Below are 26,253 nucleotides of genomic sequence, written 5' to 3'. Positions count from 1 at the left end.
GTAAGCCATAAACTACCCGTTCGGGTAGTTTTGAATTATATGTTTTGCAAATGTTTCATTATGTGCTAGTTAGAAAGGCTTCAAAATAGAGTAAGTTTATTGCTAATTAAGTAATTTAATTTTAATGAAAAGTTAACACTTAGAGAAGATTTGGGACCGGCTATACATTTGCGCTAAAGGGGGTGGCCCGTTTATTAACGTTCGAGAGCATTTTTAGGCGATGATGGGGCCTTCCTAATATGGCAGATGAGGTATGAATAAATGACAACAATCATTGTTTAAGAGGGCCTTTACAGCAGAGTAAACTCGATAGTGAATAGTTGTGTATCGACAAAAACCTCTGCGTCATTACCAGGATAAAAGATGAAATTATTTTCAGTAGTCTGTTAAACCTACCTATTATCGGTATAGTGTTGCCGATTGAGCCGAGTCGAAAGAGTGAGCAGTTTAATGATTGATGACCAAAATGTGATTGAAACCTTGTCTGAGTTAGAAGCGTTTTTGCTAGCGGTAGAAAGTGGCAGCTTAGGGCTGAATGATGTGGCAGGGGTGGCGTTAGCGACGAGTAATGCCGATGGTAAACCCTTTGTTGCGGTGCTCGATAGCCAACATCAGCTGTTGTTAGGGCGTTGGGTTTCGCAAGATGTGTATGAAAATGGCAAAGAGTTGGTGCGAAATGGCCCATCTCGCGTGCATTAGGTCGATGTGTTAACTTGTAATATATCAAAAAGCTCACAAGCGTGGGCTTTGTCATTTTAAACATGAGCGAGGATATGGCATTCAGTCAAAGCAAAGGTGCTGTCATCAAGTCTTGATACCGCTCGTCCAGTTCGATCTAAGTCTCCCCGTTAAGCGCCAAACAGATAAATCTTGTAACCTGATTCAAGCGCTATGCCTGATGTTTTCCAGCCACATTTTTTGTTCGAAATTGTAAGATTGAGAGCAAAAAGTATCAATTAATGAGCATTTTGGGTAAATTTATCAACTGATAATCAATATCATTATTATGCCAGCTGTTTGGCATTAAATTGTGGAGGGAAGTATGAAACCATTGTTTTTATTAACGCTGTGCTTTGCTTTGTCGGCTTGTGGTGGCGGCGGCGGGGGAAGTGATCCGACTAAACCATCTGATCCGCCTAGCGTGCCAACGCCAACACCGGCTCCGGTGACCCCAACCCCAGAGCAACCTCCTATTGAAACAAAAATTAGTTTTATTGAGCATGCTGGCTTTACCAATAACCAACTCGTTAAAATTGGTGATATTAGCAAGAGCAAAAATGCGTCGATTAATAAATTGGTGCAGTTTAATGATGGTCAGTCAATCATCGTAGGCCAATATCTTGCTTCAGATGACTATAAAGATAGTAAAGGCTTTTTTGCTTTAATGGATAAAGAGCAGAATGTATTAAGGCAAGAGGTCGTTTCAGGGGGTTTTGCAGATATTTGTATCCATGACTCGGGTGAATATAGCCTAGCCAGGTATGTTGAAAATAGCGCTGATTCTTCACAAGGGAAAGAGTTTGCTCTTCAGCTAGAAAAGTACACCCGTGCGGGTGAATTAGTGCATAAAACCTTGTTAACCGACCCTTATTCTGAAAACTATTACCTCCCTCCTTTTACTAAGGAGGAGTATCTGGTCAGCGAGTTTACCCTTAAAGAAAATACCCGTCCCCCAGCGCCGAACCATAAAGTAACATTTACTAATTTTATTAATTATTCCAGTCATATTGGTAATGTGGAGCTACATTGCCAACAAGAAAAATTATTGGTTTCGTATAATTACGAAGGCTTGAAATTGAGCCTTTTTGATGAAAACTATGCTCAGCAATGGAGTCAGGTGGTTTCTATTTGGGATTATTATGTTGGTAGCTTTGGTGGCCTGAGTCATATTGCTGTTGATGAACAAGGGCATATCTTTACTTTGTCCAGTCGCAATATGAATTCATTAGCTGCTTATAACCATCGATTTGGAACTAAATTTACTCCCGATCTAGATAGACTGCTGGATACGCACATTGTACTGAAACGCTACAACTTCGCGGGTGAGCTAGAGTTTGAAACGCTGCTCGACAGTGGTGAAAGTGACGTTATTGCCGATGCGTTGATTAAGGCTAATACCTTATATGTCGGCGCCAATAGTCGTCGAGATAAATTCCCTAGCGGTAATAATTATACCACCGAATGGGATATCAGCTTTTATCGCGTCAATTTAGCAGACCGTACCTATATTCATGACTTTCTCGACCTGAATAAGGAAGACTTACTGCGCGGGCTTAGTTGGTTAAACCAAGATCTTTACCTCTATGGTATTAATGGTTTTACTCAGGTTGATAGTAATAGCTGGCTCAGCGCTGGTGATGGCTTCTACAAAGTATTACCGCAAGGTCAGCTTTTGGATCCCAAGTCATTTGTTAATATTGCTGGTACCAGAAATACCTATATTAACAGTGTTGGATTACTCGACGATAAACTGATTGCGGCAGGTCGTACCGATGGGCCGCTAACCCATGATACCGATGATACTTCGTCAGCAATGATCTACAAACAGCAGTAAAGTCGATTACGGCCATAACCCAAAATACAAAAAAGCCCACGTTAGTGGGCTTTGTTATTTCAGGCATGGGGTGGTTTATGCCACTTTATTTAAATGCACATCCATTTGTGGGAATGGAATTTCGATACCTGCTTCGTCCAAGCCAATTTTGATTTGCTTATGTAGGTCGAAGTAAACGCCCCAGTAATCTGCTGTTTTTACCCAAGGGCGAACCACAAAGTTCACTGACGAATCTGCTAGTGCTACCACTTCAATGGTTGGAGCGGGGTCTTTAAGCACTTTCTCATGCGCTGTTACAATACGAGTAAGCACTTCTTGTGTTTGTTTTAGGTCAGCTTTGTAGCTAACGCCGATCACCATATCTACGCGGCGGGTAGGCAGGCGCGAGTAGTTGACAATGTTGCCACCAAATACCGCAGCGTTAGGTACAACAACAACCTTGTTATCTGGTGTTGTTAATACGGTAGAGAAGATTTGGATTGAGTCTACCGAACCTGCAGTGCCTGCAATTTCAACGTAGTCACCCGCCTTGAAAGGGCGAAATAGGATAAGTAGCACGCCAGATGCAAAGTTAGACAGTGAGCCTTGTAGTGCTAAACCAATCGCTAAACCGGCGGCACCGATAATAGCAACGAACGAGGCGGTTTGTACGCCAACACGGCCAAGGGCGGCGACGATGACAAATGCAATGATGCCGTAACGAACTAAACCAGCAACAAAATCAACAATTGTTTTGTCTAGGCCTTTAGAGCCCATTACTTTAGCTAAGCCGCCAGCAACCATTTTAGCGGCGATAAAACCAAAGAATAAGATCAGTACCGCAGCGGCAATGTTTACACCGTATTCAATTAGTAGACCTTGGTTGTTTTGCAACCAAGAGCCAGACTCTTTTATGATTTCGTCCATTTAAATGGTTCCTTAAATTTGGAGAAGGTTGGGGATTTATTTTTCGCCAGTATATTAGCGCAAAAAATGATATAAACAATAGGCAACAAGTTCTGCCAAGGTAATCATTTTTTATAATTGTTATGAAGCAGATTAATCATTCGGTGAGCGCAAGGTAATGCAGTACCTTGCGTTAAATAAGGTCAATGCTACCCCTCCGCTAAGTATAGCGGTATTAACTGTTGAGTAGCTGATTGCGAATAAAGCCCCACTGTTCATCGAAATCTGCGGTGGGCTTGCGTTTAAATTGAGTGCGCACGTATTGGTTTATTTTCCCTTCAGCAAATGCCAACAGCAGGTTGGCCAACATACCTTCATCTAAGTTGAAGCCCTTACCGTCACGTAAACGTTTTTCTCGTAATACTTGCTTGAGCTGTATCTCTAGCTTTTCAAACAATACTTGAATGCGCTCACGTAAGCGTTCGTTTTCGCCCAATAAAGCATCGCCAGTTAAAATACGAGTGATGCCGGGGTTACGTTCGGTAAAACTAAGTAGCAAGTGCAGTATGTGATGAATACGATTAAACGTGTCTTTTTCTTCTTCTAAGATCAGGTTTATTCGCGACAGCAGCGATTCTTCAATAAACTCGATTAAGCCTTCAAACATACGCGCTTTGCTAGGAAAATGGCGGTACAAAGCCGCTTCTGATACACCAACGGCTTTAGCGAGCTTAGCGGTCGTGATCCGTTGTCCCGGCGCTGTTTCAAGCATTTGTGCTAACGCTTGTAAGATTTGCTCTTTGCGGTTGGTTTTACTGGTTCCTGACATGAATGTTCCTTTACCCAAACTGTTACCTAAAAGGCGTGTTTACCGATGCAATTTTGTGTGTAATTAACCTTAAGCAATACGCTTATTGACGGCCTGAGTGGCCAAAACCACCTTCACCGCGTTCACTGCTAGCAAATTCATCCACTATTTCAAACTGTGCTTGCACTACAGGCACAAAAACGAGTTGTGCAATACGTTCGCCAGGCTCGATGACAAACGTGGTTTTACCGCGATTCCAGCACGACACCATTAGTTGTCCTTGGTAATCAGAATCAATTAACCCAACCAGGTTGCCAAGCACAATGCCGTGTTTGTGGCCTAGGCCTGAGCGCGGCAAAATGGTGGCGGCAAGACTGGTGTCGTTAATGTGGATTGCCAGCCCTGTTGGCAACAATTGCGTATCACCGGGCGCTAATGTTACCGCTTGGTCCAAACATGCGCGTAAATCCATCCCTGCCGAGCCGGGCGTAGCGTAAGCAGGTAACGGAAACTCATTACCGATGCGTGGGTCGAGTATTTTTAATTCTATTTGTTTCATTTGTGCTGTCTTATTATTTTTTATAATGGATCAAAACCAAACTCAATAACGCATTGGCCACGTCAAGTTTACTGGCTAATGGGATATGGATGGCGTCTGTTTTTGAAAATACCGTGAGACTATTTTGCTCCGTGTTAAATCCTTGGCCAGCTTTGGCTACATCATTAGCGGCAATTAGGTCTAACTTTTTGCGTGTCAGTTTGTCTTTGGCGTAGTGTTCCACATCTTGGGTTTCGGCGGCAAAGCCAACACAAAATGGTCGCGGCTCACTATTAGCGATATCGGCCAAAATGTCAGGGTTTTTTACCATTTTTACGACTAGCTCATCATTACTTTTTTTGATTTTGTTATCTGCTACTGATTCTGGGCGATAGTCGGCAACAGCCGCACAGCCGATAAATATATCGTGCTGCGCACTGCGTGATGTGGCGGCGCGGTGCATTTCAAGGGCGCTCATCACATTGACCACTGCTACGCCTGCTGGTGGCGTTAGGTTAACAGGACCTGACACTAACGTGACTGTCGCACCGGCTTGTTGCGCTGCTTGGGCTAAGGCATAGCCCATTTTGCCAGAGCTGTGATTGGATAAATAACGCACTGGGTCGATTGGCTCACGAGTTGGGCCTGCGGTGATTAATACACGAATGCCAGCATAGTCTTGGTTTGGGTTAAGTTGCTGCTGGCAATGTTGGACAAGCTCATCCGGCTCTAACATGCGGCCAGGGCCAACATCACCACACGCCTGTTGACCTTGTGCAGGCCCCCAGATCAACGTGCCACGCTGTTTTAAAGTGGTTAGGTTAGCTTGGGTTGCTGGTGCTAAATACATTTGCTGGTTCATTGCGGGGGCGATAGCAATGGGCGCAGGCGTGGCAAGGCATAAAGTAGATAGCAAATCATCGGCAATGCCAGCTGTTAAACGCGCAATGGTGTTGGCACTGGCAGGGGCGACTAAAATCAAATCGGCCCACTTGGCTAGTTCAATGTGGCCCATGCCCGCTTCAGCAGCAGGATCCAGCAGGCTATCAGACACTGGGTTGCCAGAGACCGCCTGCATGGTCAACGGTGTAATAAAGGCCTTGGCCGACTGGGTCATGACCACACGGACATTGGCGCCATGATCTTTGAGTCGACGTGTCAGCTCTGCGCACTTATAAGCGGCGATGCCGCCGCAAATGCCTAATAAAATATTTTTATTATGAAGGTTCATGTTTCAGCCCAAGAAAAAATAAAGCGCAACGATAGCATAACTTAATTGCCAATTTCCCCTACTTGGATCATAGCCATCGACTAGATTTAAGGGATTAGTGATTTCGTTCACCTTAGTGTGCAGGGAGAGCAAATGGGTATTAAACAATGGCCCGCAGCCGAGCGGCCGCGTGAGAAGTTATTGGATAAAGGGGCGCAGGCGTTGTCGGACGCTGAATTATTGGCGATTTTCTTACGTACAGGCTGCGCTGGGCTTGATGCAGTGCAGTTAGCTCGCCATTTACTGAATGATTTCGGCTCGCTGCGCGCAATTTTAAATGCTCAACAAGGGGTATTTTGCCAAGGCAAGGGACTTGGAACGGCAAAATATGTGCAGCTGCAAGCCGTGGTTGAAATATGTCGGCGCTATTTAGAAGAAAAAATGCAAAAAGAGGACGCGTTGACCAGCCCACAGGCCACTCGGCAATATTTAATGGCGAAAATGCGTGATTATAAAAATGAAGTGTTCGCTGCTTTATTGCTCGATAATCAGCATAGGGTGCTCAATTTTGTCGAGTTATTTCATGGCTCCATCGACTGTGCAGCGGTTTATCCGCGTGCAGTGGTAGAACAAGTGTTAACAGCGAATGCAGCGGCGATTATTTTAGTGCATAATCACCCGTCGGGAATTTGCGAGCCCAGTCAGGCTGATCGACGGATCACCGAAAGGCTGGTCGCAGCCCTCGCATTGATCGATGTGAGAGTATTAGATCATTTAGTTGTTGGTGACGGCGAAACCGCTTCTTTTGCTGAAAGAGGGTGGATTTAGCTGAAAATTCGACCAGATTTGAACATTGTGTTGATCTTATATGGGCTTTACTGTATAAAATGCGCCCTCGTAGTGCCTCGGGCGACGGCCACACGAGGCACTAATATTGCTCGAGCAAGAAAGTTATATTTGGAGAAGAGTGACATGTCAAGAGTATGTCAAGTTACCGGTAAGCGTCCAGCTGTAGGTAACAACGTATCACATGCGAAAAACAGAACAAGACGCCGTTTTCTACCTAACCTACAAACGCACCGTTTTTGGGTTGAAAGCGAAAACCGCTTTGTAAAATTACGTACTACTACTAAAGGTATGCGTATCATCGATAAGAAAGGTATTGATACAGTATTAGCTGATATCCGTGCCCGTGGTGAGAAGGTTTAGGAGATAGATTATGGCAGCTAAAGGCGGTCGCGAAAAAATTCGTTTGAACTCAAGCGCTGGTACTGGTCACTTCTACACGACTGACAAGAACAAGCGTAACATGCCTGAGAAATTCGAGATCAAAAAGTTTGATCCTGTAGTTCGCAAGCACGTAATGTACAAAGAAGGCAAGATCAAGTAATTGATTCTTCTCTTTTTAAAAAGCCCAGCCTAGCTGGGCTTTTTTATATCCGAGATTTCTTTCAGCACACAGCTTCAAGTGTTGATTGGTTTAAGTGGCTTAATTAGGCCAATTATTTCCCTAGCTAAAGATCTGTCCCTCCCAAAATAAATGACCGCTAATAAGTGATTTTGATAAGGGGAAAACCATTACCAGCATCAATGCCTTGCCTAAACGCCTGTAACGCTTGCTGAAATCAAGCATCTCCAGGTTGATTGGGTATAAACCCTACCTCATGTTGATCTAGCTGACTTATAAGCATCATCCGCATTTGCCAATGGCTGCAGTCGGTCACGAAAAATTTTATTGGTGTGCTTAATGCTAGAAACTCAGAATATTTCTGGAGGTGATCTCCTGCGACTTAGCATGAGCCATGAACTATTTTTTGCTCGTCTCTAGCTGAGGGGTCATTTCTGCGATCTATTTATCCTCATGAATTAATGGTTGTTTTTGTTGTTTTTATCATTATCTAAGCTGGTTTATAACACCAACCACTTGTCTTAAGTCAAGAATTAATCAATAAAACAATGAAGAACTGTGACAGCCTTACTACACTCTTTGTTATGCTCGCGATAAAAAAGTTATTTTAAATTGACTGATGAGAATCACTCATGAGTTCAAATTGTAATGCAGCTTCTATTATTACTCGCCGTCGTCGCGACGGGTGTAGGCATCAAAGGCGTTTAATTTATCGTGGAGTATGCAGTCTTAGCGTCGGTTTGGATGTTTCTTCCCTTAGTTTTTTTTCACTTAAATTAGACTAGGGTGAAGTAATTTGGAAAGAGTGACTTAAAAAACAGTATTCAGAGCTGAATCTCCAAATCATGTAGAACTTCAGTCCAAGAATAAAACACGCTGATTCTGGGTGAATGTTTTAAATGTTGAGTGCGAAGGAGAAGTTGCTAAGGGACCCAATAAACCCCTTTGGGCAATTTAGTTAATAAAAGGTGTGTAAGGAGGTTGTATGGCTAAAACCATTTTGGTGGTTGATGACTCAGTGTCAATTCGACAAGTTGTTGGTATTGCCTTAAAAGGTGCTGGCTATGATGTTATTCAAGCTTGTGACGGTAAAGACGCGCTAAGTAAAATGTCTGGTCAAAAAATTAACCTGATTATCAGTGACGTTAATATGCCCAATATGGATGGCATTTCTTTCCTGAAAGAAGTGAAGCAGCACCCAAAATATAAGTTTACGCCCGTTATTATGCTAACCACCGAAGCGGGACAGGGAAAAATGGCAGAAGGACGTGCAGCAGGAGCAAAAGCATGGGTTGTTAAGCCATTTCAACCACCGCAAATGTTAGATGCTGTGGCTAAGTTAGTTTTACCGTAAACAAGGGGAGCACTCGATGAGTATTGAAGCTAAAGAGCATAACGGTGCCCACTTTTTAGAAATTAACGACGAGTTAACTATATATACCGCGGCAATGATGAAGCAGGAGTTGCAAGATGTGTTATCAAAACAAGACGAGTTGGAGATTTCATTAGAGTGTGTATCGGATATTGACAGTGCTGGTATACAAATATTGATTTTGTTACATCAACAAGCAAAGAAAAAAGGAAAAACACTGCGATTTATTAAACATAATCGTCAAGTGATTGATGTATTAGAGACCCTGAATCTTGAAGCCTTATTTGGTGATCCCATCGTATTGCCAGCAAAGGAATTTTAATATGCTTGATGATACTAAAAAGATATTTATCCAAGAATCTGAAGAGCTACTTGAGCAAATGGAAAATGCTTTGCTCGAAATGGAGCAAGTCCCGAATGATGCCGAACATTTAAATAGTGTATTTCGAGCCATACACACAATAAAAGGAGCTGCGGGGATTTTTGGTTTTGATGCCATCGTAGCTTTTACTCATCCTGTTGAATCGGTAATGGATAATGTTCGTAATGGCTTACGTTCAGTTGATCCTGATCTCATCGCCCTATTATTAAAGTGTAAAGATCACACCGCTAATTTGGTGGAGTTTATTTCAGGAGAGCAGGAAGATATTTCTGAAACGCTTCAAGAAGCGGGGAAAAAGCTATTAAATGAATTAACTCCAGAGCAGCCAAGTGAACTTACGGTTACTAATACTAATGAAAAAATCGAAGTCAGTGATAAAAGAAGTCCTTCAGAGGATCACTGGGTTATTTCATTAGACTTTAAACCGGATGCCTTAAGAAATGGGCTTGACCCTTTATCATTTATTAATTATTTAAAAAGAATGGGTGAAATAATTGAGATAATTACTTTTACTCACGACTTCCCCTGCTGGGAGGACATGGATCCTGAATCATGCTATCTCTCCTTTAGAATTGCACTATCAAGCTCGGCCAATAAAGAAGAAATAAAGTCAGTTTTTGAGTTTGCCCTAGATGATTGCGAACTACGTATTGTGCCGCCGCACTCTGAGCTAGAAAAATATTTGGCATTATTGGAAGAATTAACAGGTGAGGAACTCAATAAGCTTGGTGAGTTATTGATCCAAGTGGGTGCATTAACAGAGCAAGAGTTGAACAGTGCATTGCAGCTCCAAAACGGCGTTCTTAATGATGGTGCAACAAAAGAGATTAAACCATTAGGTGAAATTTTAGTCGAGCAACATGTTGTTAGTAAAGACGTTGTCGAAAAGGCAGTTGCAAAGCAAGAAATTATACGAGAAAAGATCGCTCAAGAAACGCAATACATTCGAGTAGATGCAAATCGTCTTGGTCAGCTGATTAACCTTGTTGGCGAGTTGGTTATTTCTAATGCCGCTGTAAAGCTTTTAGTTGAAAAGCATGATCTCGCAGATGTGCAAGAGGTAGTAAGTGGTGTTGAAGGTTTAGTGGAAAATATCCGCGATCATGCTTTGCAGTTACGCATGGTGCAAATTGGTGAAACCTTTTCACGTTTTCGTCGAGTCGTTCGCGATGTCAGTAAAGATTTAAATAAAGATGTTGAGCTAGTTATTACTGGCGGTGAAGCAGAGCTAGATAAAACAGTTGTTGAAAAAATTAACGACCCCCTTACACACTTAGTTAGAAACTCTCTCGATCATGGTTTTGAGACTCCGGATGAAAGAGTGGCGCAAGGTAAGCCCAGAAAAGGAGTGCTGCGCCTAAATGCATTACATGACTCAGGTCATATTGTTATTCAAATAGCAGATGATGGTGCTGGTTTAGACACCGATAAAATACGTAAAAAAGCCGAAGAAAAAGGGCTGATTAATGCTGGGCAGGAATTAAGTCAGCGAGAAATATTAAGATTGATTTTTGAACCAGGGCTGACCACTAAAGATACCGCCAGTAATATTTCTGGACGTGGCGTAGGTATGGATGTGGTTAAACGCAATATCGATGCTTTACGTGGAACGATTGAAGTGGATAGCGAGCGGGGTAAGGGCACGTTAGTGACGATTCACCTTCCTTTAACACTCGCCATAATAGAAGGCTTTATGGTTGGGGTGGAGCAAGAGCGCTTTGTCATTCCATTAAGCATGGTTGAGGAATGTGTGGAAATGAACACCGATGAATGGCACCTCGATAAAAACAGTCATTATGTGAACTTGCGCGGTCAAGTTATGCCCTACATAAAGTTGAGTGAATTTTTTGGCGTTAACTATCAGCAAAGCCATCGCGGTAGAGAAAGCTTAGTTATCGTTAAAGCAGGTAGGGCAAAGGCGGGTATTGTTGTCGATCGATTATTTGGTGAATTACAGACGGTTATAAAGCCTCTAGGTAAAGTTTTTCAAGGATTAAAAGGCGTAAGTGGGGCCACTGTATTGGGTAGTGGTGAGATCGCATTGATATTAGATGTACAAGGTTTAATTGGTTTAGCGAGTGCTAAAACAACTGATGTAAAAACACTTGAATCGGTTTAGGTAGGGGATAACTCATGGCAGAACTTATTACCGGCTATGGCATTGAGCATGAAGAATTTCATCAACAGTATATTGAAACTGTTACCCAGTATTTAACCTTCTCTGTGGCTAATGAAACCCTCGCCGTAAATATATTGGCAGTAAATGAAATTATTGAAGTAAGTGAGATAACGTTTATTCCTAGGATGCCAGAATTTATTCGAGGTGTGATTAATTTGCGAGGGGCAGCTGTGCCGGTAGTTGATTTTTCGTTAAAAACGGCGAAAGGAGTCATGAGCAAGCTAAGTGATAAAAGTTGTATTGTATTAGTTGATGTTAACCCTCCATCTGGAGGCAATCAAGCTATTGGCCTTTTAGTGGATGCAGTTAAAGAAATTGTTGAATTTGATCACAATAGTATTCAGTCGGCACCTCAAGTAGGAGACAGTAATAATGCTGATTATATCCAAGCCATGGGGAAATTAAATGAAGTCTTCGTCATTATTTTAGAGGTCGATAATATACTGTCATCAGGCCAAATTAAATCCTTGATGGAAATTAATTAAGACCAAAATAAAGTGATTTTTAGTTGGAACAACTCTTAAAAAGGAGAGAGATATGTTCAAAAACTTAAAGCTAAGTTATCAAATAAGCCTAGGCTATGCGTTGGTAATGTTATTACTGGTTGGGGTTTCATTCTCTGCATTTATCGGCTTGAAAAAGTCTATGAATGGGTTTAATGAATATCGCGAGTTAGCAATCGATTCTAATCTTGCCAGTCGAGTGGAAGCTAATATGCTATTGGTTCGCTTGTTTGCGAAAGATTACACTATTAATCACACTGACCAAACAATTGCTTCTTTTAAAGAGCGCTACGAAAAACTTTTGGAATATACCAAAGAAGCGCAGAGTGAAATTAAAAAGCCAGAGCGAGCTGAAAACGTTGCTTTTATTGCCAATGAAATTGGCAATTACAACAAAGCGTTTGATAAAGCGGTTGTGCTTATGTCTGAGCTAAAAGAAATTGAAAAGTCGACGCTGGTGCCGTCGGGGAATGCAATGCAGCAGTTAATGAGTTCTATCATGGACTCAGCCCATAGAGATCAAGATCCTGACGCGGCTTTTTATGCAGGAGACACCCAAGAATCGGTTTTACTGGGTCGGTTATATTCAGCTAAATATTTAGCTTCAGCCAGTAAAGCTGATATGGATCGAGCGCTAGAAGAGATGGATAAGAATGCCATCGCTAGAGCGAAAGTATTAGATGAAAATTTACAAAATCCCGAGCGGAGAAGGTTGTTTACAGAATTTATGCAGCAACGGGATATTTATGTAGAAGGACTAAACAAAGTAAATGAGTTAATGATCGCGCGTAATAATGTTATCAAAAATGAGCTTGATGCAATTGGTCCAAAAGTGGCAAAGGCATCAGAAGAAGTAAAATTATCGGTACAAGCAGATCAAGAAGCGTTAGGTCCTCAAGTTAAAGCTCAGAATGAAAATACTATTTCGCTGATTATGTGGGTGTCGGTATTAGCGACCTTATTTAGCATACTGTTATCTTGGTTTTTGGTTCGGTTGATTAAAAAACCGCTAGGCGGCGAGCCACGAGATATGGAAGCGATTGCACGTGAAATCGCGGACGGTAACTTAGATATTAAATTTAATAATCAAGCTAATGCCACGGGTGTATATAAAGCCATGATGGATATGGTTGACCATATTAGCGGTGTTATTCAACAAGTGAGAGGCAATGCCGACAATTTAGTGAGCGCGTCTCAAGAGGTGAGTGCCACAGCGCAAACGATTAGCCAAGCAGCGACCGAGCAAGCAGCCAGTGTTGAAGAAACAACTGCCTCGGTAGAAGAGCTCAATGCATCGGTGCAGCAAAATACAGACAATGCTCGTGTGACCGATAGTATGGCCACTAAGGCTGCTGAAGAGGCGACCAAAGGTGGTGAAGCGGTTAATCGTACTGTGCACGCCATGAAAGAGATCGCCAACAAAATTGGTTTGATTGAAGATATTGCATACAAAACGAACCTGCTTTCTTTGAATGCCGCCATTGAGGCAGCTAGAGCGGGTGAGCATGGTAAAGGCTTTACTGTGGTGGCGGCTGAAGTACGTAAACTGGCAGAGAACAGTCGTGTAACTGCTCAGGAAATCAACGCACTAGCAACAAATAGTGTTTCTATCGCAGAAGAAGCTGGGCGCTTATTAGAAGAAATTGTGCCTAGCATAAGTAAAACAGCAGATTTAGTGCAAGAAATTTCAGCTGCGTCAGAAGAGCAATCGTCAGGCGTGGGCCAAATTAATAGCGCGATGTCTCAGTTGGATAAAGCGACGCAACAAAATGCGGCCTCCTCAGAGGAATTAGCAGCTACGGCAGAGGAGTTAAGTGCGCAGGCGAATGGACTGCAGCAAGCTGTTGCATTTTTTAAGTTGTCATCGGCACAAGCTGCGGGGAAAGGGCAAGATAATTGGTCTGCTCCAGCAGCCACTAAGTCAGTAGCGACTAAACCCAGAAATTCATCGGGTGGCGGTTTAGAGTTGGCGTTTAACGAAAAGAACTTTGAGCGCTTTTAAGAGGCTATCAAAATGAATGAATTGGCGATGGCGGTAAATAAGCAAGACCACTACTTAGGAGATGGGGTGGCGGATGGCGCTTATCAATACTTGACCTTCTCAGTGTTGGGAAAGCTAATGGCCATTGGTATTTTAGATGTGAAAGAGATCATTGAGGTGAGCTCAATGACTCGGGTACCAATGACACAAAATAGTATTAGAGGAGTCATTAATTTACGCGGTAATGTGGTTCCTGTGGTCGATTTAGGAGCAAGACTAGGCTCTCATATTATTAAGCTAACCAAAAAGAGCTGTATTGTTTTGGTTAGCTTGGCATTTCACGATGAGACGCAAACCATGGGAATTCTCGTTGAGCAGGTGAATGAGATTTTAACTATTCCTGAGCAGAATAGACAAAAGCCACCAGACTTTGGTACGGATATTGACAGCAAATTTATTAGCCAAATTGGTCGTTATGAAGAAGATTTTGTCATTTTACTTAACAAAGAAAAGGTTTTGTGTGTTGAGGAGCTATCTGAACAGATTGTCGCGGCTCAGTCTTCTTTTTGTGTTTAAAAATTAATTGCTTAGGAAAATTTAAAGACCGTGAATCAAGCATGTGAAATAGCAGAGCGCAATCCTTTCCAAGTTCGGCCTATTACCGATAAGGAGTTTTATCAATTTAAAACATTGATATATGAGGTCGCTGGTATTTCTATGGCGCCCGGTAAAAAGAACTTGGTGATGTCGCGTTTAACTAAACGCTTGGTTCATTATGGGCTAAAGCGTTTTGATGAATATTATGCCCTTATCCATAGCAAACAGTCGCCAGACGAATTTCAAATAATGGTAGATTTGTTGACGACCAATGAAACGTATTTTTTTCGTGAGCCCCAGCACTTTGACTTTTTAGTCGATCAACTTATTAAGCCGTGGCAAGGTGATGAGCTTAGAATTTGGAGTGCAGCTTGTTCATCAGGAGAGGAAGTTTATACCTTAGCGATGGTTTTGGCGAAATATTTAACAGGCAAACCTTGGTATGTTTTAGGCTCAGATATCAGTACTAAAATGCTTGCAAGTTGTAGGCGCGGGGTTTATCCGCTCAGTCGCATGGGCAGCATGAATCAAGAGTTTCTACACAAGTATTGCTTGCGTGGGGTACGTGAGCAAGAGGGCACTTTTTTAGTGGACAGTAAGCTAAGGAATTGCTGTCAATTTGAGCAAATAAATTTAACTAAAACCTTACCCAATATTGGTTTGTTTGATGTGATATTTGTTCGTAATGTCATGATTTATTTTGACCAAGCCGTTAAAACAATGGTCATTGATAAATTGATTCAAAAGCTTAAACCCGGTGGCTATTTAATTACTAGTCATTCAGAGACTTTGCACGGTATTACCGATAAATTAACCATGCTTAAACCTTCTATTCACCGAAAGAAAGAGTGATATGAAAAGATATAAAATTCAAGGAGGTGAGCGTGTTGTCATTGACCCCGGAGAATTTTATGTCAGTGCCAACCGTGATGTTATCTCCACGCTACTTGGCTCTTGCGTTGCCGCTTGTTTATGGGATCCCATTAATCGCGTTTTTGGTATGAATCACTTCTTATTAGCAAGTCGCCAGAGTGGCTCCCATCAGCCTATTATGGAATCACAAGCAGGGCGTTACGGTGTGCATGCAATGGAGCTATTAATCAATGGCATGTTGCATAAAGGCGCGCAGCGTAGTTTATTGCAAGCAAAAGTATTTGGTGGCGGTAATGTGATAAATCTTGGTTGTTCAGGGCACAGTTTTTTTGCCGTTGGAAGTGCAAATAGCCAGTTTATTATGGACTTTTTAGCTAACGAAGGAATACCGCTACAGGCGCATCATTTAGGCGGCGATCATGGCCGAATGATTCATTTTGTCGGCGATGACTACTCCGTTTTTATGAAACGGATTGCAACCAGTGTCGAGCAACAAGTTGCCGCAGAGGAGCGCCGCTACTTTAACAAAGAGCTATCTCAACTGAAAAGTGGTCACGCTATTCAACATGTGAAATTTTGGTAATTTATGGAGTTCAATTGGCCATTAACGTATTAATCGTCGACGATTCTGCTGTCGTGCGCCAAGTGCTGACCCAGCAGTTAGATGGCGCTGCTGGCATTAAAGTCATAGGCGCGGCTTCTGATCCTATTTTTGCGATGAAAAAAATGGCCAGTCAGTGGCCTGACGTGATTGTTCTGGATATTGAAATGCCTCGTATGGATGGCATTACATTTTTGAAAAAAATCATGGCAGAAAGGCCAACGCCAGTGGTGATTTGTTCAACCCTTGCGGGCAAAGGAGCTGATGCGACGATGCAAGCTCTGGCCGCTGGGGCCATTGACGTGATCACTAAGCCTAAGGCTGGACTAAAAGGCTTTTTACAAGAGCAAAGGGCGATGATGATTGACGCTATCAAGGCCGCTGCGATGGCAAAGGTTGGTGGCAGGGCCAGAGCCCCTAGTGCACTTCCCGTTACATCTAAGCTGAGTGCTGATGCGGTTATTGCTCCTTGCGCGAATAAACCCATGTCTGAAACGACCGATAAAGTGATTGCCATTGGCACTTCGACCGGTGGAACACAAGCGTTAGAGGCGGTGTTAGTGAATTTACCTCGCACTGCGCCCGGTATCGTGGTGGTGCAACATATGCCTGAGAATTTTACTGCGGCTTTTGCTGGTCGCTTAAATTCTTTGTGCCAGATGAATGTGAAGGAAGCTGAGCATAATGATCGCGTTGTTCCCGGTCAGGTGTTAATCGCTAATGGTGGCAAACATATGTTGCTAATTCGCAGTGGCGCACAATATCGAGTGGAGTTGAAAGATGGTCCATTGGTTAGTCGGCATCGCCCTTCTGTTGATGTGTTATTTCGTTCTGTCGCAAAGGCGGCTGGCGCTAATGCGGTGGGCATTATTATGACGGGTATGGGCGATGATGGCGCCAGAGGGCTAAAAGAAATGCACGACGCGGGCGCTTATACCGCAGCACAAGATGAAAAAACCTGCGTGGTTTATGGCATGCCAAAAGAGGCGGTAAAGCTTGGCGGTGTCGATATACAGTTACCCTTGCAGCGGATCCCTGAGCTAATAATGAAAGCGATAAAGTAACAAGCGACGCCCTCCTACTTAGTAGTGCTTGCATCTTGGTGCGACTGCATTATGATCGCAACATAGGTTTAGGAGGCATAATGAAATTAAGTAAAAAAGCGTGGAATAACGTATTAATCTTTGCTGTGCTTGGTATGATCTTTATCTTTAATTTCAGCCATAAGCGCATGCTTCACGAAGATATATCCACTCCTAAGCAAGCCACTTTATTACCCAGTCACGGCATGATTTTAACGATGCAAGGGCCAGATTATACCATTGAACGTATTGGTCGCAGTTGGCGGAGCCGCCCTGATATTGGCCTTGCGCCTGAACAGCTTAACACAATGATGAATGCTTGGTTGTCTGAGCCTCTTAACACCCTAGAATTAGCCCAAGGACAGTTGCCTGTTAGCCAATACAGTCAAGTTTATCAATTTTGGTTAGCAGGTGTGGACGAGCCGGTCAGCTTGACGCTTTACCAGTTAGACAGTGGTTTAGTGATCAGTAATTGGCAGTCACAGTTATTGCAGTTGGATGAGCTTAATATTCATAAGCTGTTGCCGAAATAAGTGAAAGCTTAACCTAAACCGACGCTTACTTGTTTACGTATCATACCCTTTATTCCATGCCGTTTTATGACCCAAAGAGCCTATCATGCCTGAGTTACCCGAAGTTGAAGTAAGCCGTCAAGGCATCGCCCCGTTTTTAACAGGGGCGACCATTAAGCAAGTTATTGTTCGTGAGCCAAGAATGCGCTGGCCGGTGCCAGACTCGATTCAAGAGGCTTGCGCTCAAGTGATTGAGCGAGTAGAGCGCCGCGCTAAATATATTTTATTGCGCACGCAAGTGGGCAGCATTATTTTACATTTAGGCATGTCGGGCAATTTGCGCGTCCTCCCAGTTGGCAGTGAGGTACAAAAACACGATCATATCGATATTGTGTTAAACAGTGGCCAATTGTTGCGGCTACATGATCCGCGCCGTTTTGGCGCTTGCTTATGGGTGAAAGGCGAGCCTGAATTACATCCATTGCTAGCCAAGCTGGGGCCTGAGCCATTAACCACCGACTTTAGCGATGAGACCCTGTTTGAACGCTCACGTGGCCGTAAAACTGCGGTGAAGCAGTTTATTATGGATAATGCCAATGTTGTAGGTGTAGGTAATATTTATGCTAATGAAAGCTTATTTCGTAGTGGTATTCACCCTAAGCGCGCCGCGGGTAATATTTCTAAAGCACGCTATCAAATATTGACTGAACATATTAAAACCGTGCTCGCAGAGGCGATTACTCAAGGCGGTACTACCCTTAAAGATTTTACTAAAGCCGATGGTAAACCGGGCTATTTTGTGCAACAACTGGCGGTATATGGTCGCGCCGGGTTGCCTTGTACACATTGTGGTAACACCTTACAAGAGATCCGCTTAGGCCAACGTAGCACCGTATTTTGCGCTCAGTGTCAGCGTTAACTTTTGCTAACGTCGAATAATGTGGGATTCCCTATGTACTATTTTTAACCCGAGTTCTGGATAAGCAAAATAGTATATTTCTTCTGCAAAAACGCGGTTAATATATCCCTATACGTTTTGTGTTTTCATCCCTGAAAACTTAAATTGTGCAGTAAAAATATACTTTATCCATTCGTAATAGGCTTAAGCAAAACTGAGGTTATTTTATTTTGTAAGGCTTGCTTAACTGATGCGGGGACAAGATCTTTTACATCGCCACCATGCTTGGCAATTTCTTTTACCAAGGTAGAAGAAATTGCACTATTTTCAGGGCTTGGCGTGAAGATTACGGTTTCAAGATCAGGATTGAGCTTACGGTTCATGTTAGCTAATTGCAGTTCATAATCAAAATCGTTGCTGCCCCGTACGCCACGGATCATTACTTGAGCGTCATGCTGCTTGGCAAAATCGGCGAGTAAGCCCTTAAAGCCAACAATTTGCACATTATCTAAATGCTCTGTTGCCTGTTGTAATAAGGCAACCCGCTCGGCTAAATCAAACATTGGCTGCTTACTTGGGCTAGCAGCTATGCTGATGATCACAGTTCCAAACATTTTACAGGCACGTTCAATCAGTTCTATGTGACCATTAGTGACGGGATCAAAAGTGCCTGGATAAATTACGCGTACTGTCATGTCGAGATATTCCTGTTGTCATCTGAAACGGCTATGATTCGCGTTAGTATATACTCAAGCCACACTTGCTGAACAGGCTCCTTAGGGTTGTTTTGGCTTAGGGTATAACTGATTTTAAATAAATAAGGAAGGTTGAAGTGTTAACAAGGCTGTGTTTCTTTTCTCGTTATAACTGGGTGGTTAATCTAGTTTTATGCTCAAGTTTTACCCTTCTAAGTGGTTGCAGTGTACCGTCAGTGTGGAACGATGAAGCAGAGGTAACGCAAGAAATACAAGCTGTCGCTCCAGTTTCTGGTGATATGCAAATTAGCACTTTAACTGAGCAGCAAGTGAAGTTTACTGTGCTGGCTTCATTACCTAGTGATGTGAGTGAAACATCGGGTTTAGCAATGCGTTATGGCAAGCTTTGGACCATTAATGACAGCGGCGATGGTGCTTTTTTATACAAGCTAAATTTAAGTAACCAGTTTATTGAAACCAAGCTTAAAGTGACCGACGCGGTTAACCGTGATTGGGAATCTCTAGCCCAAGATGACACCTATCTTTATATTGCTGATTGCGGCAACAACAGTGGTAAGCGCGACACCTTTCAAATTTACCAAGTACCTTGGCATGAAATCGATATTGCCCCTAATGGTTCGCGTTTAAGCAGTGATCGCATCAATATTAAGCTAGAGAAGCAAACTGCCGATCTTGAAGCTTATGAGCATAACTATGATTGCGAAGCAATTACTATGGTGGACAATCAGTTGTGGTTGTTTTCAAAGAACTGGCAAGATCAGCAAACTCAGTTATATCAAGCTGAATTTGGGACATCGCCCCAGTTGCTAAAGGCCCAGCAAACGTTACCGGTGCAAGGCTTGATCACCGCGGTAGACTATCACCAGCCTTCGGGACAGCTAGCTTTGCTGGGTTACAGTAAACAGCGCTTGTTTGGCCATGCTTTTATTTGGATTTTTGATGTCGTTGGCGGCGAAGTGGATTTGAGCCATGCCAAATATTATCAGTTGCCTGAGTACTCGCAGTGGGAAGGGCTACTATGGAAGAATGATAAAACCCTATTAATCAGTGCTGAAAGTAGTCCATTAAGCTCTGCTGCGTTAGCTGAGGTTGTGCTACCTAGCCATTGATTGCATCTAAGCGTTTTGCGATTACTTGGCAGGCGATATTATTTCACCTGATATCTAATTAATCCGAGCACTCTGTACTAAGCTTTCTGAAGGCGAATCATCGCATTCAAGGGAGTGAATATGTCCAGTTTGCAAATGCCCCAAAAAGTGGCCGTGCTTGGTTTAGGTTATGTCGGCTTACCTTTGACCCTCGAATTTGCTAAGCATTTTGCCACAGTGGGTTTCGATATTAATGCTCAGCGCGTAGCTGAGCTGCGCCAAGGCCGTGACCGCACACTGGAAGCCACTACCGAGCAACTGCAAGCGAGCCAAGCCATGTTTAGCTCTGATCCCCAAGACATGGCTGGCTGTCAGTTTTTTATCGTTTCCGTTCCAACTCCCATCGATAAGCATCATCAACCTGATCTATCTCCCTTAGTGGGCGCGTCAGAAACCGTAGCTAAGGTATTAAAGCGTGGCGATATTGTGGTGTATGAAAGCACTGTTTTCCCCGGCGCAACTGAAGAGGTGTGTGTGCCGCTATTAGAGGCAGGTTCAGGCTTGGTATTTAATCAGGACTTCTATTGTGGTTACAGTCCAGAGCGGATTAATCCGGGTGATAAAGAGCACACCTTAACCAGTATTGTTAAAGTAACCTCGGGCTCTACCCCTGATGTGGCAGAGATTGTTGATGCCATGTATGGCAAGGTGATCATGGCAGGTACCTACAAAGCCAGTTCGATTAAGGTGGCTGAAGCGGCGAAAGTCATCGAAAACACCCAGCGTGATGTCAATATTGCCCTCATTAATGAGTTAGCACTGATCTTCGATAAAATCGGTATTAACACTGAAGAAGTGCTGGATGCTGCGGCGACTAAGTGGAACTTTTTACATTTTCATCCAGGTTTAGTCGGTGGGCATTGTATTGGTGTTGACCCTTATTATTTAACCTATAAAGCTCAGGAGCTGGGCTATCACCCTGAAATGATTCTCGCGGGACGACGCTTAAACGATGACATGGGCATTTACATTGCCGATCGTGTGGTGCGTTTGATGCTCAAACAAAAAATCCAAGTGAGTCAATCTAAGGTGTTGATTATGGGGCTGACCTTTAAGGAAAATTGCCCCGATTTACGCAATACCAAAGTGATTGATGTGATCAATGAGCTGAAAACCATGGACGTTAACGTGGCAGTGTTTGATCCATGGGCCGATCCGGAAGAAGCGCAGCGTTTATATGGCATTGAATTACACACAGAGTTACCCGAACAGCAATATGACGCTTTGGTGCTCACTGTGTCTCATCGTCAAATCATGGCGCTGTCTGAAGCGGACTATAAGGGGTTGTCAAATCCCAATGGTTGCGTGATATTTGATGTGAAAAGAATTTTAGATAGCCCGCTAGTGACCGGGCGATTGTAGGAGATGATAATAAGTAAGTTCAGGAAGCGACTATTTCTTCGCAACACCGCAGCAAGTACATCCTTGTATGCTTAACTTTTTCATCCCTGAAAAAGATATGTTGCGAATAACTATACGCTTCCTTCATTTGGATTTTACCGCTACTAATAAGTCTAGCTTGCATTTATAACTGACTGATTACCTTATCTAGCTCGGCTTGCACCGCTGCTAGGGTGATATCTTGCATCACATGATCGCCTTTCACCCGAGTTGCCCAGGCTAATTGCTCGATAGGCTTTTGCTGTTGCTGAACCACATGCTGCTCATAAACACTTACTACTTTATCTAAATCGTTGTAAGGGCCGGTGCGCTTAGGATTGCTATGACCATATAAACCGATCACTGTGGTGCCTTGTGTGGTGGCTAAATGAGCTGGACCCGAGTCGGGCGCTATCACCACATCAGCAGCGGCCAACACGGCAGTTAGCTGCTTTAATGAGGTTTTACCTGTTAAGTTGATAATGGGCTGCTGGCACAGATCGCTAATAGCTTGTGCCAGTTTTAGCTCTCGCGGAGCCGGTGAGCCACATAAGATCACTTGTAAACCTTGTTCAGTAGCATAATCGGCAAGGGTGGCGTAGCGGTCGGTGAGCCAGTTACGTTCATCTTTACTGGCCGCAGGTGAAATCACTAAGGTTTTTTTGCCTTGGCAATAGCCCTTAGCAAAATCGAGTTCGGCTTCGCCAAGCGGAATGTTCCACTGTGGTGATTCAAATGGCACACCCAAATAACGCGCGAATTCGGCAAAGTTGTCCAGTACATGTATGCTGTTGGAGCTTGGCAAATGGCGATTGGTGACTAACCACTGCCCCTCTTTGCTGCGATCTTTACTAAAACCAACGCGGTATTTCGCCTTAATTCCTAACGACAACATACTGGCGCGTAAGGCAAGCTGCATGTGTAACAGGGCGTCAAAACGCTGATTTTTTAGCTTAGACCAAACTTGACGCATGCCAGCAAAGCCTGCTTTTTTATCAAAGATGACCACATCAATGCCCGGTAAGTCACCGATTAATTGCGCTTCAATTTTGCCACAGACCCAAGTGATTTTAGTGCTGGGCCAATAATCTTGAATGGCTTGGATCACGCTAATCGCGTGGCACACATCGCCAATCGCTGACAAACGTAAAACACATAAAGAATTGGGCGCAGCAGTAAACAAAGCCATGGACCAGTCTCGCTATAAATGGGAGATGAAATTGATTGAAGACAGAATTATGCAGCTTGCTCAGTTAATTGTAAAATGCCCCCTTAATCGTTAATTGATATTGTGACAAAAGGGACAGGATGAATGCAGCACCTTACACTTCCCCAAGGCCAAGTTTGGTTTGATGAAACATTACTCAAAGAAGATCCCGTGCTGTGTTTTGACGCTGATTTTTGGCAACAGCAAAATGCGCTGATAGGTTCGGCGCAAGGCCGCGGCACTACTTGGTTTGTTCGTGGTGAAAAAGTTGATATGGCACTGCGTCATTATCGCCGCGGTGGTTTATTTGGCAAGCTGGTGGCCGATGCTTATTGGTTTACCGGTTGGCAGCAAACCCGCAGCTATCAAGAGTTAATGCTATTACAAAAACTAGCGCAGGGTGGCGTCAATGTCCCGCGTCCGGTGGCTGCTCGCGCCATTAAACGTGGCCTAACTTATCACGCCGATATTCTGGTTGAAAAAGTGCCCAATGCACAAGATTTAGTCGGGTTGTTAATTAAGCAAGGGTTACCCGAAAGCGTGTGGCAGCAAATTGGCCAAACAGTGGCAAAAATGCATCAGTTGCAGGTGAATCATACTGACTTAAATGCGCACAATATTTTGTTTGATGAGCAAGGCCAAGTTTGGCTCATTGACTTTGATAAGTGCTATGAGCAAAAAGGTAAAGCTTGGCAACAGGGGAATTTAGATCGCTTACTGCGATCGTTTCATAAAGAAGTCGGCAAGCGTAAAATTCACTTTAATCAGGCTGACTGGCAAGCGCTGATGGCGGGTTATCAAGGCTGACCTTTCGACATCTCGAGATAAGCGGATAAGCCTTGTACGGTTTTCGCTACTGCGCCTTGGTTTTGCTTTACCACTTGTAATGCGGCTTGGCCCACTTGCTGCGCTAATCCCTGATCGGATAACAGCTGCGTCATTTGCGCCGCCAGTTGTTCGCTGTTTTGACAGACCCACAACCCTTGTGCTTGACGTAATTGTTCGGCGATTTCGGTAAAATTATAATAGCTTGGCCCAGTAATCGTCGGTTTTGCCAATGCAGCAGGCTCTAGCATGTTATGGCCTCCCACCGCATCACCAATTAAACTGCCGCCCATAAACGTGGCATCGGCTGCGGCGAGCATAAGTAGCATTTCGCCCATGCTATCGGCTAAATACACTTGACATGGTTGAGTGGGATTAAACCCTTGGCTGCGCCGCTGCACACTGAACCCCATATCTTGGCAAAGTTGTGCCATCGCATCAAAACGTTCAGGGTGGCGCGGTACTAAAATCAACAAGCTATCAGGTAAGGTTTTAAGTACGGCCTTAAATGCATCTAGCACTTGCTCATCTTCGCCTTTATGGGTACTGGCTGCGACCCAAACAGGGCGCGTAGCGCCAAGCTGATGGCGTAATGTTTGCGCTTGTTCAGTAACACTTGAGTTTATTTGAATATCGTTTTTTATTGAGCCGGTAACACTGACTTGTTGCGCGGTTAATCCGAGTTGTTTAAAGCGATCAGCATCACTTTGGGCCACGCAAAACAGGTGATCTATGTGGCGTGATATTTCATTAAATACCCATTGAAACTTGCCATAACGGCCAGCAGATCGCACAGATAATCGAGCGTTAACGATGCAAACGGGTATGCCTGCCGCTTTAGCGCTGGCAAGCGTGTTGGGCCATAGCTCTGTTTCCATGATCAGCAAGCAACTGGGCTTAATGTTGCGGATAAAGCCGTTAATACAAACGGGTAGGTCGATAGGCATATAGCGATGGCTGACGAGATCGCCGAGCTTTGCAATTTGCGCTGCGCCTGTACTGGTGGTAGTAGTCACCACGATTTGGTAATCAGGGTAGCCTTGCTTTAGCGCGCGAAGCACTGGAATAGCAGCAAGAGACTCGCCGACTGACACGGCATGTAACCAAATAACTGGCTGGGCATTTGTGAGTGTCGGTGTTAAACCAAAATGCTCTTTCCATCTTGCGCCAAACTTGGGCTTGTTCGGTTTGGATTGGTATAAACCAAATAGCAGCAAAGGGGCGGCAAGTAACAAGATCAAAGTATAGAGAATACGAATTAACACTGGATCACCAAGAAAAAGGGCTTTGAAAGTTGAGTTTATACCTAAACGTCTATTAGCTAAATAGTTTATCCCCTTTCTACTTGAAGCCGCACCAGTGTTGGCTAAGCTCATTCACCCCTATCACATCGTTTATCTATGCTCATGGGGTGGACGAGCGTGCCGTCTACCTGCAACTCCAAGTAGTTTGGGTACAGAGCAACGAGTAACGGCTCGCTCTAGTGGTTTTTTCTGATATGATTTGGCCACTTGCTTGCATTGAATGGGTGTATTTGAAAATTCATGATAAAGACGATTAATGGTACATCTGGGCCCTACCGATTTTTATTCTATATCGAGCAGAATTATTCCTTTGCTATTTTGCGGCCTTTACAACAAGTGGCAAAAGCGGAAGGTAATGAGGTAGCTTGGCTGTTGGTGGGTGATGAAGTGTCACCGACGTTTTTAGCGGATGATGAAGTGGCTTTGGTTGATGTGGCCGCCGCTGTTAACTATCAGGCCGACGCTGTATTTGTTCCGGGTGACCGCGTGCCAGCCTTTATCCCAGGTCTTAAAGTACAGGTTTTTCATGGTTTAAATGAGAGTAAACGCGGTAATGTTTACCCTGAACGTGGTCTGTTCGATCTGTATTGCACCGAGGGTCATGAGCGCAGTGCCACCTTGCAAGCACAGGCCAATAAACGTGGTTACTTTCAAGTACAAGAAACCGGCTGGCTGAAACTAGACAGTCTGTTTAATTACCAATGTGAACAAACTTGGCCTAGGCCGCAAATATTATTTGCCTCAACCTTTAGTCCTACTCTATCGTGTGCAGAAGCCGTGTATGAGCAAATAAAATTGCTAAGCCAGTCTGACCAATGGCATTGGCTTATCACTTTGCATCCAAAAATGGATCACACTACGGTGGCCAAATATCGCGCGTTAGAAAATGCTAATCTGAGCTTTTTCGAGAACGACCAAGTGATCCCATTGCAGCATCGTGCTGACTTAATGGTATGTGATAACTCTTCGGTATTTCAGGAGTTTCTGTTGCTGAACAAGCCTGTCGTGACAGTGAACAACCGTGATCCTCAGGCTTGTTTTATTAATATCACCGAGCCGGAAAAATTAGCCGATGCAATTGAGCTGGGGCTAAATCCTAGTCATGAATTATTAGCCGCGATAGCGCAGTATGGTCCAAGTGTGACACCTTATTTAGATGGGCAATCGGCTCCTCGTGTATTGAAAGTCGTGAGTGATATTTTGCAGCGTGGCTGGCAGGATAAAAAGCCAAAGAATGTCTATCGTAACTTTCAAATGCGCCAAAAACTTAATTATTGGAAATGGTAACTC

Annotated in this window: 27 protein-coding genes; 20 read left to right on the top strand and 7 right to left on the bottom strand. The window is 43.7% G+C overall.

Translation table 11 applies throughout. The annotated features are described in order from the left end of the window. Window positions 1–450 precede the first annotated feature (450 nt). Both Q4519_RS14310 and Q4519_RS14305 read left to right on the top strand, forming a co-directional pair. Window positions 451–699 carry a hypothetical protein gene (locus Q4519_RS14310; protein WP_303513328.1) on the top strand — a complete coding sequence of 83 codons (249 nt, stop codon included), beginning with the start codon at window positions 451–453 and terminating at the stop codon, window positions 697–699. A 343-nt stretch (window positions 700–1,042) separates the two neighbouring features. After that, window positions 1,043–2,554: a hypothetical protein gene (locus tag Q4519_RS14305; RefSeq protein ID WP_303513326.1), complete on the top strand. Its 1,512-nt coding sequence runs from the start codon at window positions 1,043–1,045 to the stop codon at window positions 2,552–2,554. A 75-nt stretch (window positions 2,555–2,629) separates the two neighbouring features. Here the strand turns inward: Q4519_RS14305 and mscS are convergent, their stop codons facing one another. The 4 genes from mscS to coaBC all read right to left on the bottom strand — a co-directional run bounded on the left by mscS (window position 2,630) and on the right by coaBC (window position 6,016). Continuing rightward, a complete protein-coding gene (gene mscS / locus Q4519_RS14300; RefSeq protein WP_303513324.1) occupies window positions 2,630–3,460 on the bottom strand; it encodes a small-conductance mechanosensitive channel MscS in 831 nt (276 codons plus the stop codon). A gap of 214 nt (window positions 3,461–3,674) precedes the next feature. Then, a complete protein-coding gene (slmA, locus tag Q4519_RS14295) occupies window positions 3,675–4,268 on the bottom strand; it encodes a nucleoid occlusion factor SlmA (RefSeq protein ID WP_303513322.1) in 594 nt (197 codons plus the stop codon). Window positions 4,269–4,350: 82 nt separating this feature from the next. Further along, window positions 4,351–4,806: a dUTP diphosphatase gene (gene dut, locus Q4519_RS14290; protein WP_232801660.1), complete on the bottom strand. Its 456-nt coding sequence runs from the start codon at window positions 4,804–4,806 to the stop codon at window positions 4,351–4,353. A gap of 13 nt (window positions 4,807–4,819) precedes the next feature. Next, window positions 4,820–6,016, bottom strand: coding sequence for a bifunctional phosphopantothenoylcysteine decarboxylase/phosphopantothenate--cysteine ligase CoaBC (gene coaBC, locus Q4519_RS14285; RefSeq protein WP_303513321.1), 1,197 nt, complete (start codon window positions 6,014–6,016; stop codon window positions 4,820–4,822). A gap of 132 nt (window positions 6,017–6,148) precedes the next feature. On the opposite strand from coaBC, the gene radC reads away from it, so the two are divergent. The 14 genes from radC to mutM all read left to right on the top strand — a co-directional run bounded on the left by radC (window position 6,149) and on the right by mutM (window position 18,404). Next, on the top strand, window positions 6,149–6,823 hold the full coding sequence (gene radC / locus Q4519_RS14280) for a DNA repair protein RadC (RefSeq protein WP_232801662.1): 675 nt from the start codon (window positions 6,149–6,151) through the stop codon (window positions 6,821–6,823). Window positions 6,824–6,967: 144 nt separating this feature from the next. Next, window positions 6,968–7,204 (top strand): 50S ribosomal protein L28, encoded by a 237-nt coding sequence (rpmB, locus tag Q4519_RS14275; RefSeq protein ID WP_232801663.1) that lies wholly within the window; start codon window positions 6,968–6,970, stop codon window positions 7,202–7,204. 10 nt (window positions 7,205–7,214) lie between these two features. Further along, on the top strand, window positions 7,215–7,385 hold the full coding sequence (rpmG, locus tag Q4519_RS14270) for a 50S ribosomal protein L33 (RefSeq protein WP_232801664.1): 171 nt from the start codon (window positions 7,215–7,217) through the stop codon (window positions 7,383–7,385). Between the two features lie 1,003 nt (window positions 7,386–8,388). Continuing rightward, entirely contained in the window at window positions 8,389–8,757 is a 369-nt protein-coding gene (locus Q4519_RS14265; RefSeq protein ID WP_232803650.1) for a response regulator, read from the top strand. Between the two features lie 16 nt (window positions 8,758–8,773). Next, window positions 8,774–9,097, top strand: a complete 324-nt coding sequence (locus tag Q4519_RS14260; protein ID WP_232803651.1) for a lipid asymmetry maintenance protein MlaB — start codon at window positions 8,774–8,776, stop codon at window positions 9,095–9,097. Between the two features lies 1 nt (window position 9,098). Next, complete coding sequence (locus Q4519_RS14255) at window positions 9,099–11,276, top strand: chemotaxis protein CheA (RefSeq protein ID WP_303513316.1); 2,178 nt, start codon at window positions 9,099–9,101, stop codon at window positions 11,274–11,276. A 14-nt stretch (window positions 11,277–11,290) separates the two neighbouring features. After that, the gene (locus Q4519_RS14250; RefSeq protein WP_303513314.1) at window positions 11,291–11,821 is read left to right on the top strand and encodes a chemotaxis protein CheW; all 531 of its coding nucleotides are present in this window, start codon (window positions 11,291–11,293) and stop codon (window positions 11,819–11,821) included. Between the two features lie 52 nt (window positions 11,822–11,873). Next, window positions 11,874–13,841, top strand: coding sequence for a methyl-accepting chemotaxis protein (locus Q4519_RS14245; RefSeq protein ID WP_303513311.1), 1,968 nt, complete (start codon window positions 11,874–11,876; stop codon window positions 13,839–13,841). A gap of 12 nt (window positions 13,842–13,853) precedes the next feature. Beyond that, complete coding sequence (locus Q4519_RS14240; protein WP_232803655.1) at window positions 13,854–14,396, top strand: chemotaxis protein CheW; 543 nt, start codon at window positions 13,854–13,856, stop codon at window positions 14,394–14,396. Window positions 14,397–14,426: 30 nt separating this feature from the next. After that, window positions 14,427–15,269, top strand: a complete 843-nt coding sequence (locus Q4519_RS14235) for a protein-glutamate O-methyltransferase CheR (protein WP_232803656.1) — start codon at window positions 14,427–14,429, stop codon at window positions 15,267–15,269. A 1-nt stretch (window position 15,270) separates the two neighbouring features. Then, window positions 15,271–15,873, top strand: a complete 603-nt coding sequence (locus Q4519_RS14230) for a chemotaxis protein CheD (protein ID WP_232803657.1) — start codon at window positions 15,271–15,273, stop codon at window positions 15,871–15,873. A 14-nt stretch (window positions 15,874–15,887) separates the two neighbouring features. After that, the gene (locus Q4519_RS14225; RefSeq protein WP_232803658.1) at window positions 15,888–16,955 is read left to right on the top strand and encodes a chemotaxis response regulator protein-glutamate methylesterase; all 1,068 of its coding nucleotides are present in this window, start codon (window positions 15,888–15,890) and stop codon (window positions 16,953–16,955) included. Between the two features lie 80 nt (window positions 16,956–17,035). After that, window positions 17,036–17,506: a hypothetical protein gene (locus tag Q4519_RS14220; protein WP_232803659.1), complete on the top strand. Its 471-nt coding sequence runs from the start codon at window positions 17,036–17,038 to the stop codon at window positions 17,504–17,506. Between the two features lie 85 nt (window positions 17,507–17,591). Then, window positions 17,592–18,404 (top strand): bifunctional DNA-formamidopyrimidine glycosylase/DNA-(apurinic or apyrimidinic site) lyase, encoded by an 813-nt coding sequence (gene mutM, locus Q4519_RS14215; RefSeq protein ID WP_303513302.1) that lies wholly within the window; start codon window positions 17,592–17,594, stop codon window positions 18,402–18,404. A 164-nt stretch (window positions 18,405–18,568) separates the two neighbouring features. Here the strand turns inward: mutM and coaD are convergent, their stop codons facing one another. Further along, window positions 18,569–19,078, bottom strand: coding sequence for a pantetheine-phosphate adenylyltransferase (gene coaD / locus Q4519_RS14210; protein ID WP_232803661.1), 510 nt, complete (start codon window positions 19,076–19,078; stop codon window positions 18,569–18,571). 137 nt (window positions 19,079–19,215) lie between these two features. On the opposite strand from coaD, the gene Q4519_RS14205 reads away from it, so the two are divergent. Together Q4519_RS14205 and Q4519_RS14200 are read left to right on the top strand one after the other, a co-directional pair. Beyond that, window positions 19,216–20,208, top strand: coding sequence for a hypothetical protein (locus tag Q4519_RS14205; protein WP_303513297.1), 993 nt, complete (start codon window positions 19,216–19,218; stop codon window positions 20,206–20,208). 120 nt (window positions 20,209–20,328) lie between these two features. Continuing rightward, window positions 20,329–21,609, top strand: a complete 1,281-nt coding sequence (locus tag Q4519_RS14200; protein WP_232803663.1) for a nucleotide sugar dehydrogenase — start codon at window positions 20,329–20,331, stop codon at window positions 21,607–21,609. Between the two features lie 163 nt (window positions 21,610–21,772). On the opposite strand, the gene Q4519_RS14195 is transcribed toward Q4519_RS14200, so the two are convergent. After that, on the bottom strand, window positions 21,773–22,816 hold the full coding sequence (locus Q4519_RS14195) for a glycosyltransferase family 9 protein (RefSeq protein ID WP_303513291.1): 1,044 nt from the start codon (window positions 22,814–22,816) through the stop codon (window positions 21,773–21,775). Between the two features lie 123 nt (window positions 22,817–22,939). Between Q4519_RS14195 and Q4519_RS14190 the strand changes: the two genes are divergently transcribed. Beyond that, window positions 22,940–23,641, top strand: coding sequence for a 3-deoxy-D-manno-octulosonic acid kinase (locus tag Q4519_RS14190; protein ID WP_232803665.1), 702 nt, complete (start codon window positions 22,940–22,942; stop codon window positions 23,639–23,641). Here Q4519_RS14190 and waaA read toward each other — a convergent pair. Next, window positions 23,632–25,035 carry a lipid IV(A) 3-deoxy-D-manno-octulosonic acid transferase gene (gene waaA / locus Q4519_RS14185; protein ID WP_303513287.1) on the bottom strand — a complete coding sequence of 468 codons (1,404 nt, stop codon included), beginning with the start codon at window positions 25,033–25,035 and terminating at the stop codon, window positions 23,632–23,634. The genes Q4519_RS14190 and waaA overlap by 10 nt on opposite strands. 168 nt (window positions 25,036–25,203) lie before the next feature. Here waaA and Q4519_RS14180 point away from each other — a divergent pair, with 168 nt between their 5' ends. Next, window positions 25,204–26,250, top strand: a complete 1,047-nt coding sequence (locus Q4519_RS14180) for a CDP-glycerol glycerophosphotransferase family protein (protein ID WP_233051586.1) — start codon at window positions 25,204–25,206, stop codon at window positions 26,248–26,250. The last annotated feature ends 3 nt before the right edge of the window (window positions 26,251–26,253 follow it).

It is taken from the genome of Motilimonas sp. 1_MG-2023, assembly GCF_030547455.1.
Classification (GTDB): domain Bacteria; phylum Pseudomonadota; class Gammaproteobacteria; order Enterobacterales; family CBDFNC01; genus Motilimonas.
The sequence above is the reverse complement of the archived record's forward strand: the minus strand, read 5'-3'. Positions and strand labels throughout refer to the sequence as shown.

What these genes read in the sequence shown, in the direction of transcription:
- Q4519_RS14305 (WP_303513326.1), top strand. Translation starts at nt 1,043, where the DNA reads ATGAAACCATTGTTTTTATTAACGCTGTGCTTTGCTTTGTCGGCTTGT.
- mscS (WP_303513324.1), bottom strand. Translation starts at nt 3,460, where the DNA reads ATGGACGAAATCATAAAAGAGTCTGGCTCTTGGTTGCAAAACAACCAA.
- dut (WP_232801660.1), bottom strand. Translation starts at nt 4,806, where the DNA reads ATGAAACAAATAGAATTAAAAATACTCGACCCACGCATCGGTAATGAG.
- mutM (WP_303513302.1), top strand. Translation starts at nt 17,592, where the DNA reads ATGCCTGAGTTACCCGAAGTTGAAGTAAGCCGTCAAGGCATCGCCCCG.
- Q4519_RS14195 (WP_303513291.1), bottom strand. Translation starts at nt 22,816, where the DNA reads ATGGCTTTGTTTACTGCTGCGCCCAATTCTTTATGTGTTTTACGTTTG.
- Q4519_RS14245 (WP_303513311.1), top strand. Translation starts at nt 11,874, where the DNA reads ATGTTCAAAAACTTAAAGCTAAGTTATCAAATAAGCCTAGGCTATGCG.
- Q4519_RS14260 (WP_232803651.1), top strand. Translation starts at nt 8,774, where the DNA reads ATGAGTATTGAAGCTAAAGAGCATAACGGTGCCCACTTTTTAGAAATT.
- rpmB (WP_232801663.1), top strand. Translation starts at nt 6,968, where the DNA reads ATGTCAAGAGTATGTCAAGTTACCGGTAAGCGTCCAGCTGTAGGTAAC.
- Q4519_RS14255 (WP_303513316.1), top strand. Translation starts at nt 9,099, where the DNA reads ATGCTTGATGATACTAAAAAGATATTTATCCAAGAATCTGAAGAGCTA.
- Q4519_RS14230 (WP_232803657.1), top strand. Translation starts at nt 15,271, where the DNA reads ATGAAAAGATATAAAATTCAAGGAGGTGAGCGTGTTGTCATTGACCCC.
- slmA (WP_303513322.1), bottom strand. Translation starts at nt 4,268, where the DNA reads ATGTCAGGAACCAGTAAAACCAACCGCAAAGAGCAAATCTTACAAGCG.
- Q4519_RS14240 (WP_232803655.1), top strand. Translation starts at nt 13,854, where the DNA reads ATGAATGAATTGGCGATGGCGGTAAATAAGCAAGACCACTACTTAGGA.
- Q4519_RS14265 (WP_232803650.1), top strand. Translation starts at nt 8,389, where the DNA reads ATGGCTAAAACCATTTTGGTGGTTGATGACTCAGTGTCAATTCGACAA.
- Q4519_RS14190 (WP_232803665.1), top strand. Translation starts at nt 22,940, where the DNA reads ATGCAGCACCTTACACTTCCCCAAGGCCAAGTTTGGTTTGATGAAACA.
- coaBC (WP_303513321.1), bottom strand. Translation starts at nt 6,016, where the DNA reads ATGAACCTTCATAATAAAAATATTTTATTAGGCATTTGCGGCGGCATC.
- Q4519_RS14220 (WP_232803659.1), top strand. Translation starts at nt 17,036, where the DNA reads ATGAAATTAAGTAAAAAAGCGTGGAATAACGTATTAATCTTTGCTGTG.
- Q4519_RS14310 (WP_303513328.1), top strand. Translation starts at nt 451, where the DNA reads ATGATTGATGACCAAAATGTGATTGAAACCTTGTCTGAGTTAGAAGCG.
- coaD (WP_232803661.1), bottom strand. Translation starts at nt 19,078, where the DNA reads ATGACAGTACGCGTAATTTATCCAGGCACTTTTGATCCCGTCACTAAT.
- Q4519_RS14250 (WP_303513314.1), top strand. Translation starts at nt 11,291, where the DNA reads ATGGCAGAACTTATTACCGGCTATGGCATTGAGCATGAAGAATTTCAT.
- rpmG (WP_232801664.1), top strand. Translation starts at nt 7,215, where the DNA reads ATGGCAGCTAAAGGCGGTCGCGAAAAAATTCGTTTGAACTCAAGCGCT.
- Q4519_RS14200 (WP_232803663.1), top strand. Translation starts at nt 20,329, where the DNA reads ATGTCCAGTTTGCAAATGCCCCAAAAAGTGGCCGTGCTTGGTTTAGGT.
- Q4519_RS14180 (WP_233051586.1), top strand. Translation starts at nt 25,204, where the DNA reads ATGATAAAGACGATTAATGGTACATCTGGGCCCTACCGATTTTTATTC.
- waaA (WP_303513287.1), bottom strand. Translation starts at nt 25,035, where the DNA reads ATGAGCTTAGCCAACACTGGTGCGGCTTCAAGTAGAAAGGGGATAAAC.
- radC (WP_232801662.1), top strand. Translation starts at nt 6,149, where the DNA reads ATGGGTATTAAACAATGGCCCGCAGCCGAGCGGCCGCGTGAGAAGTTA.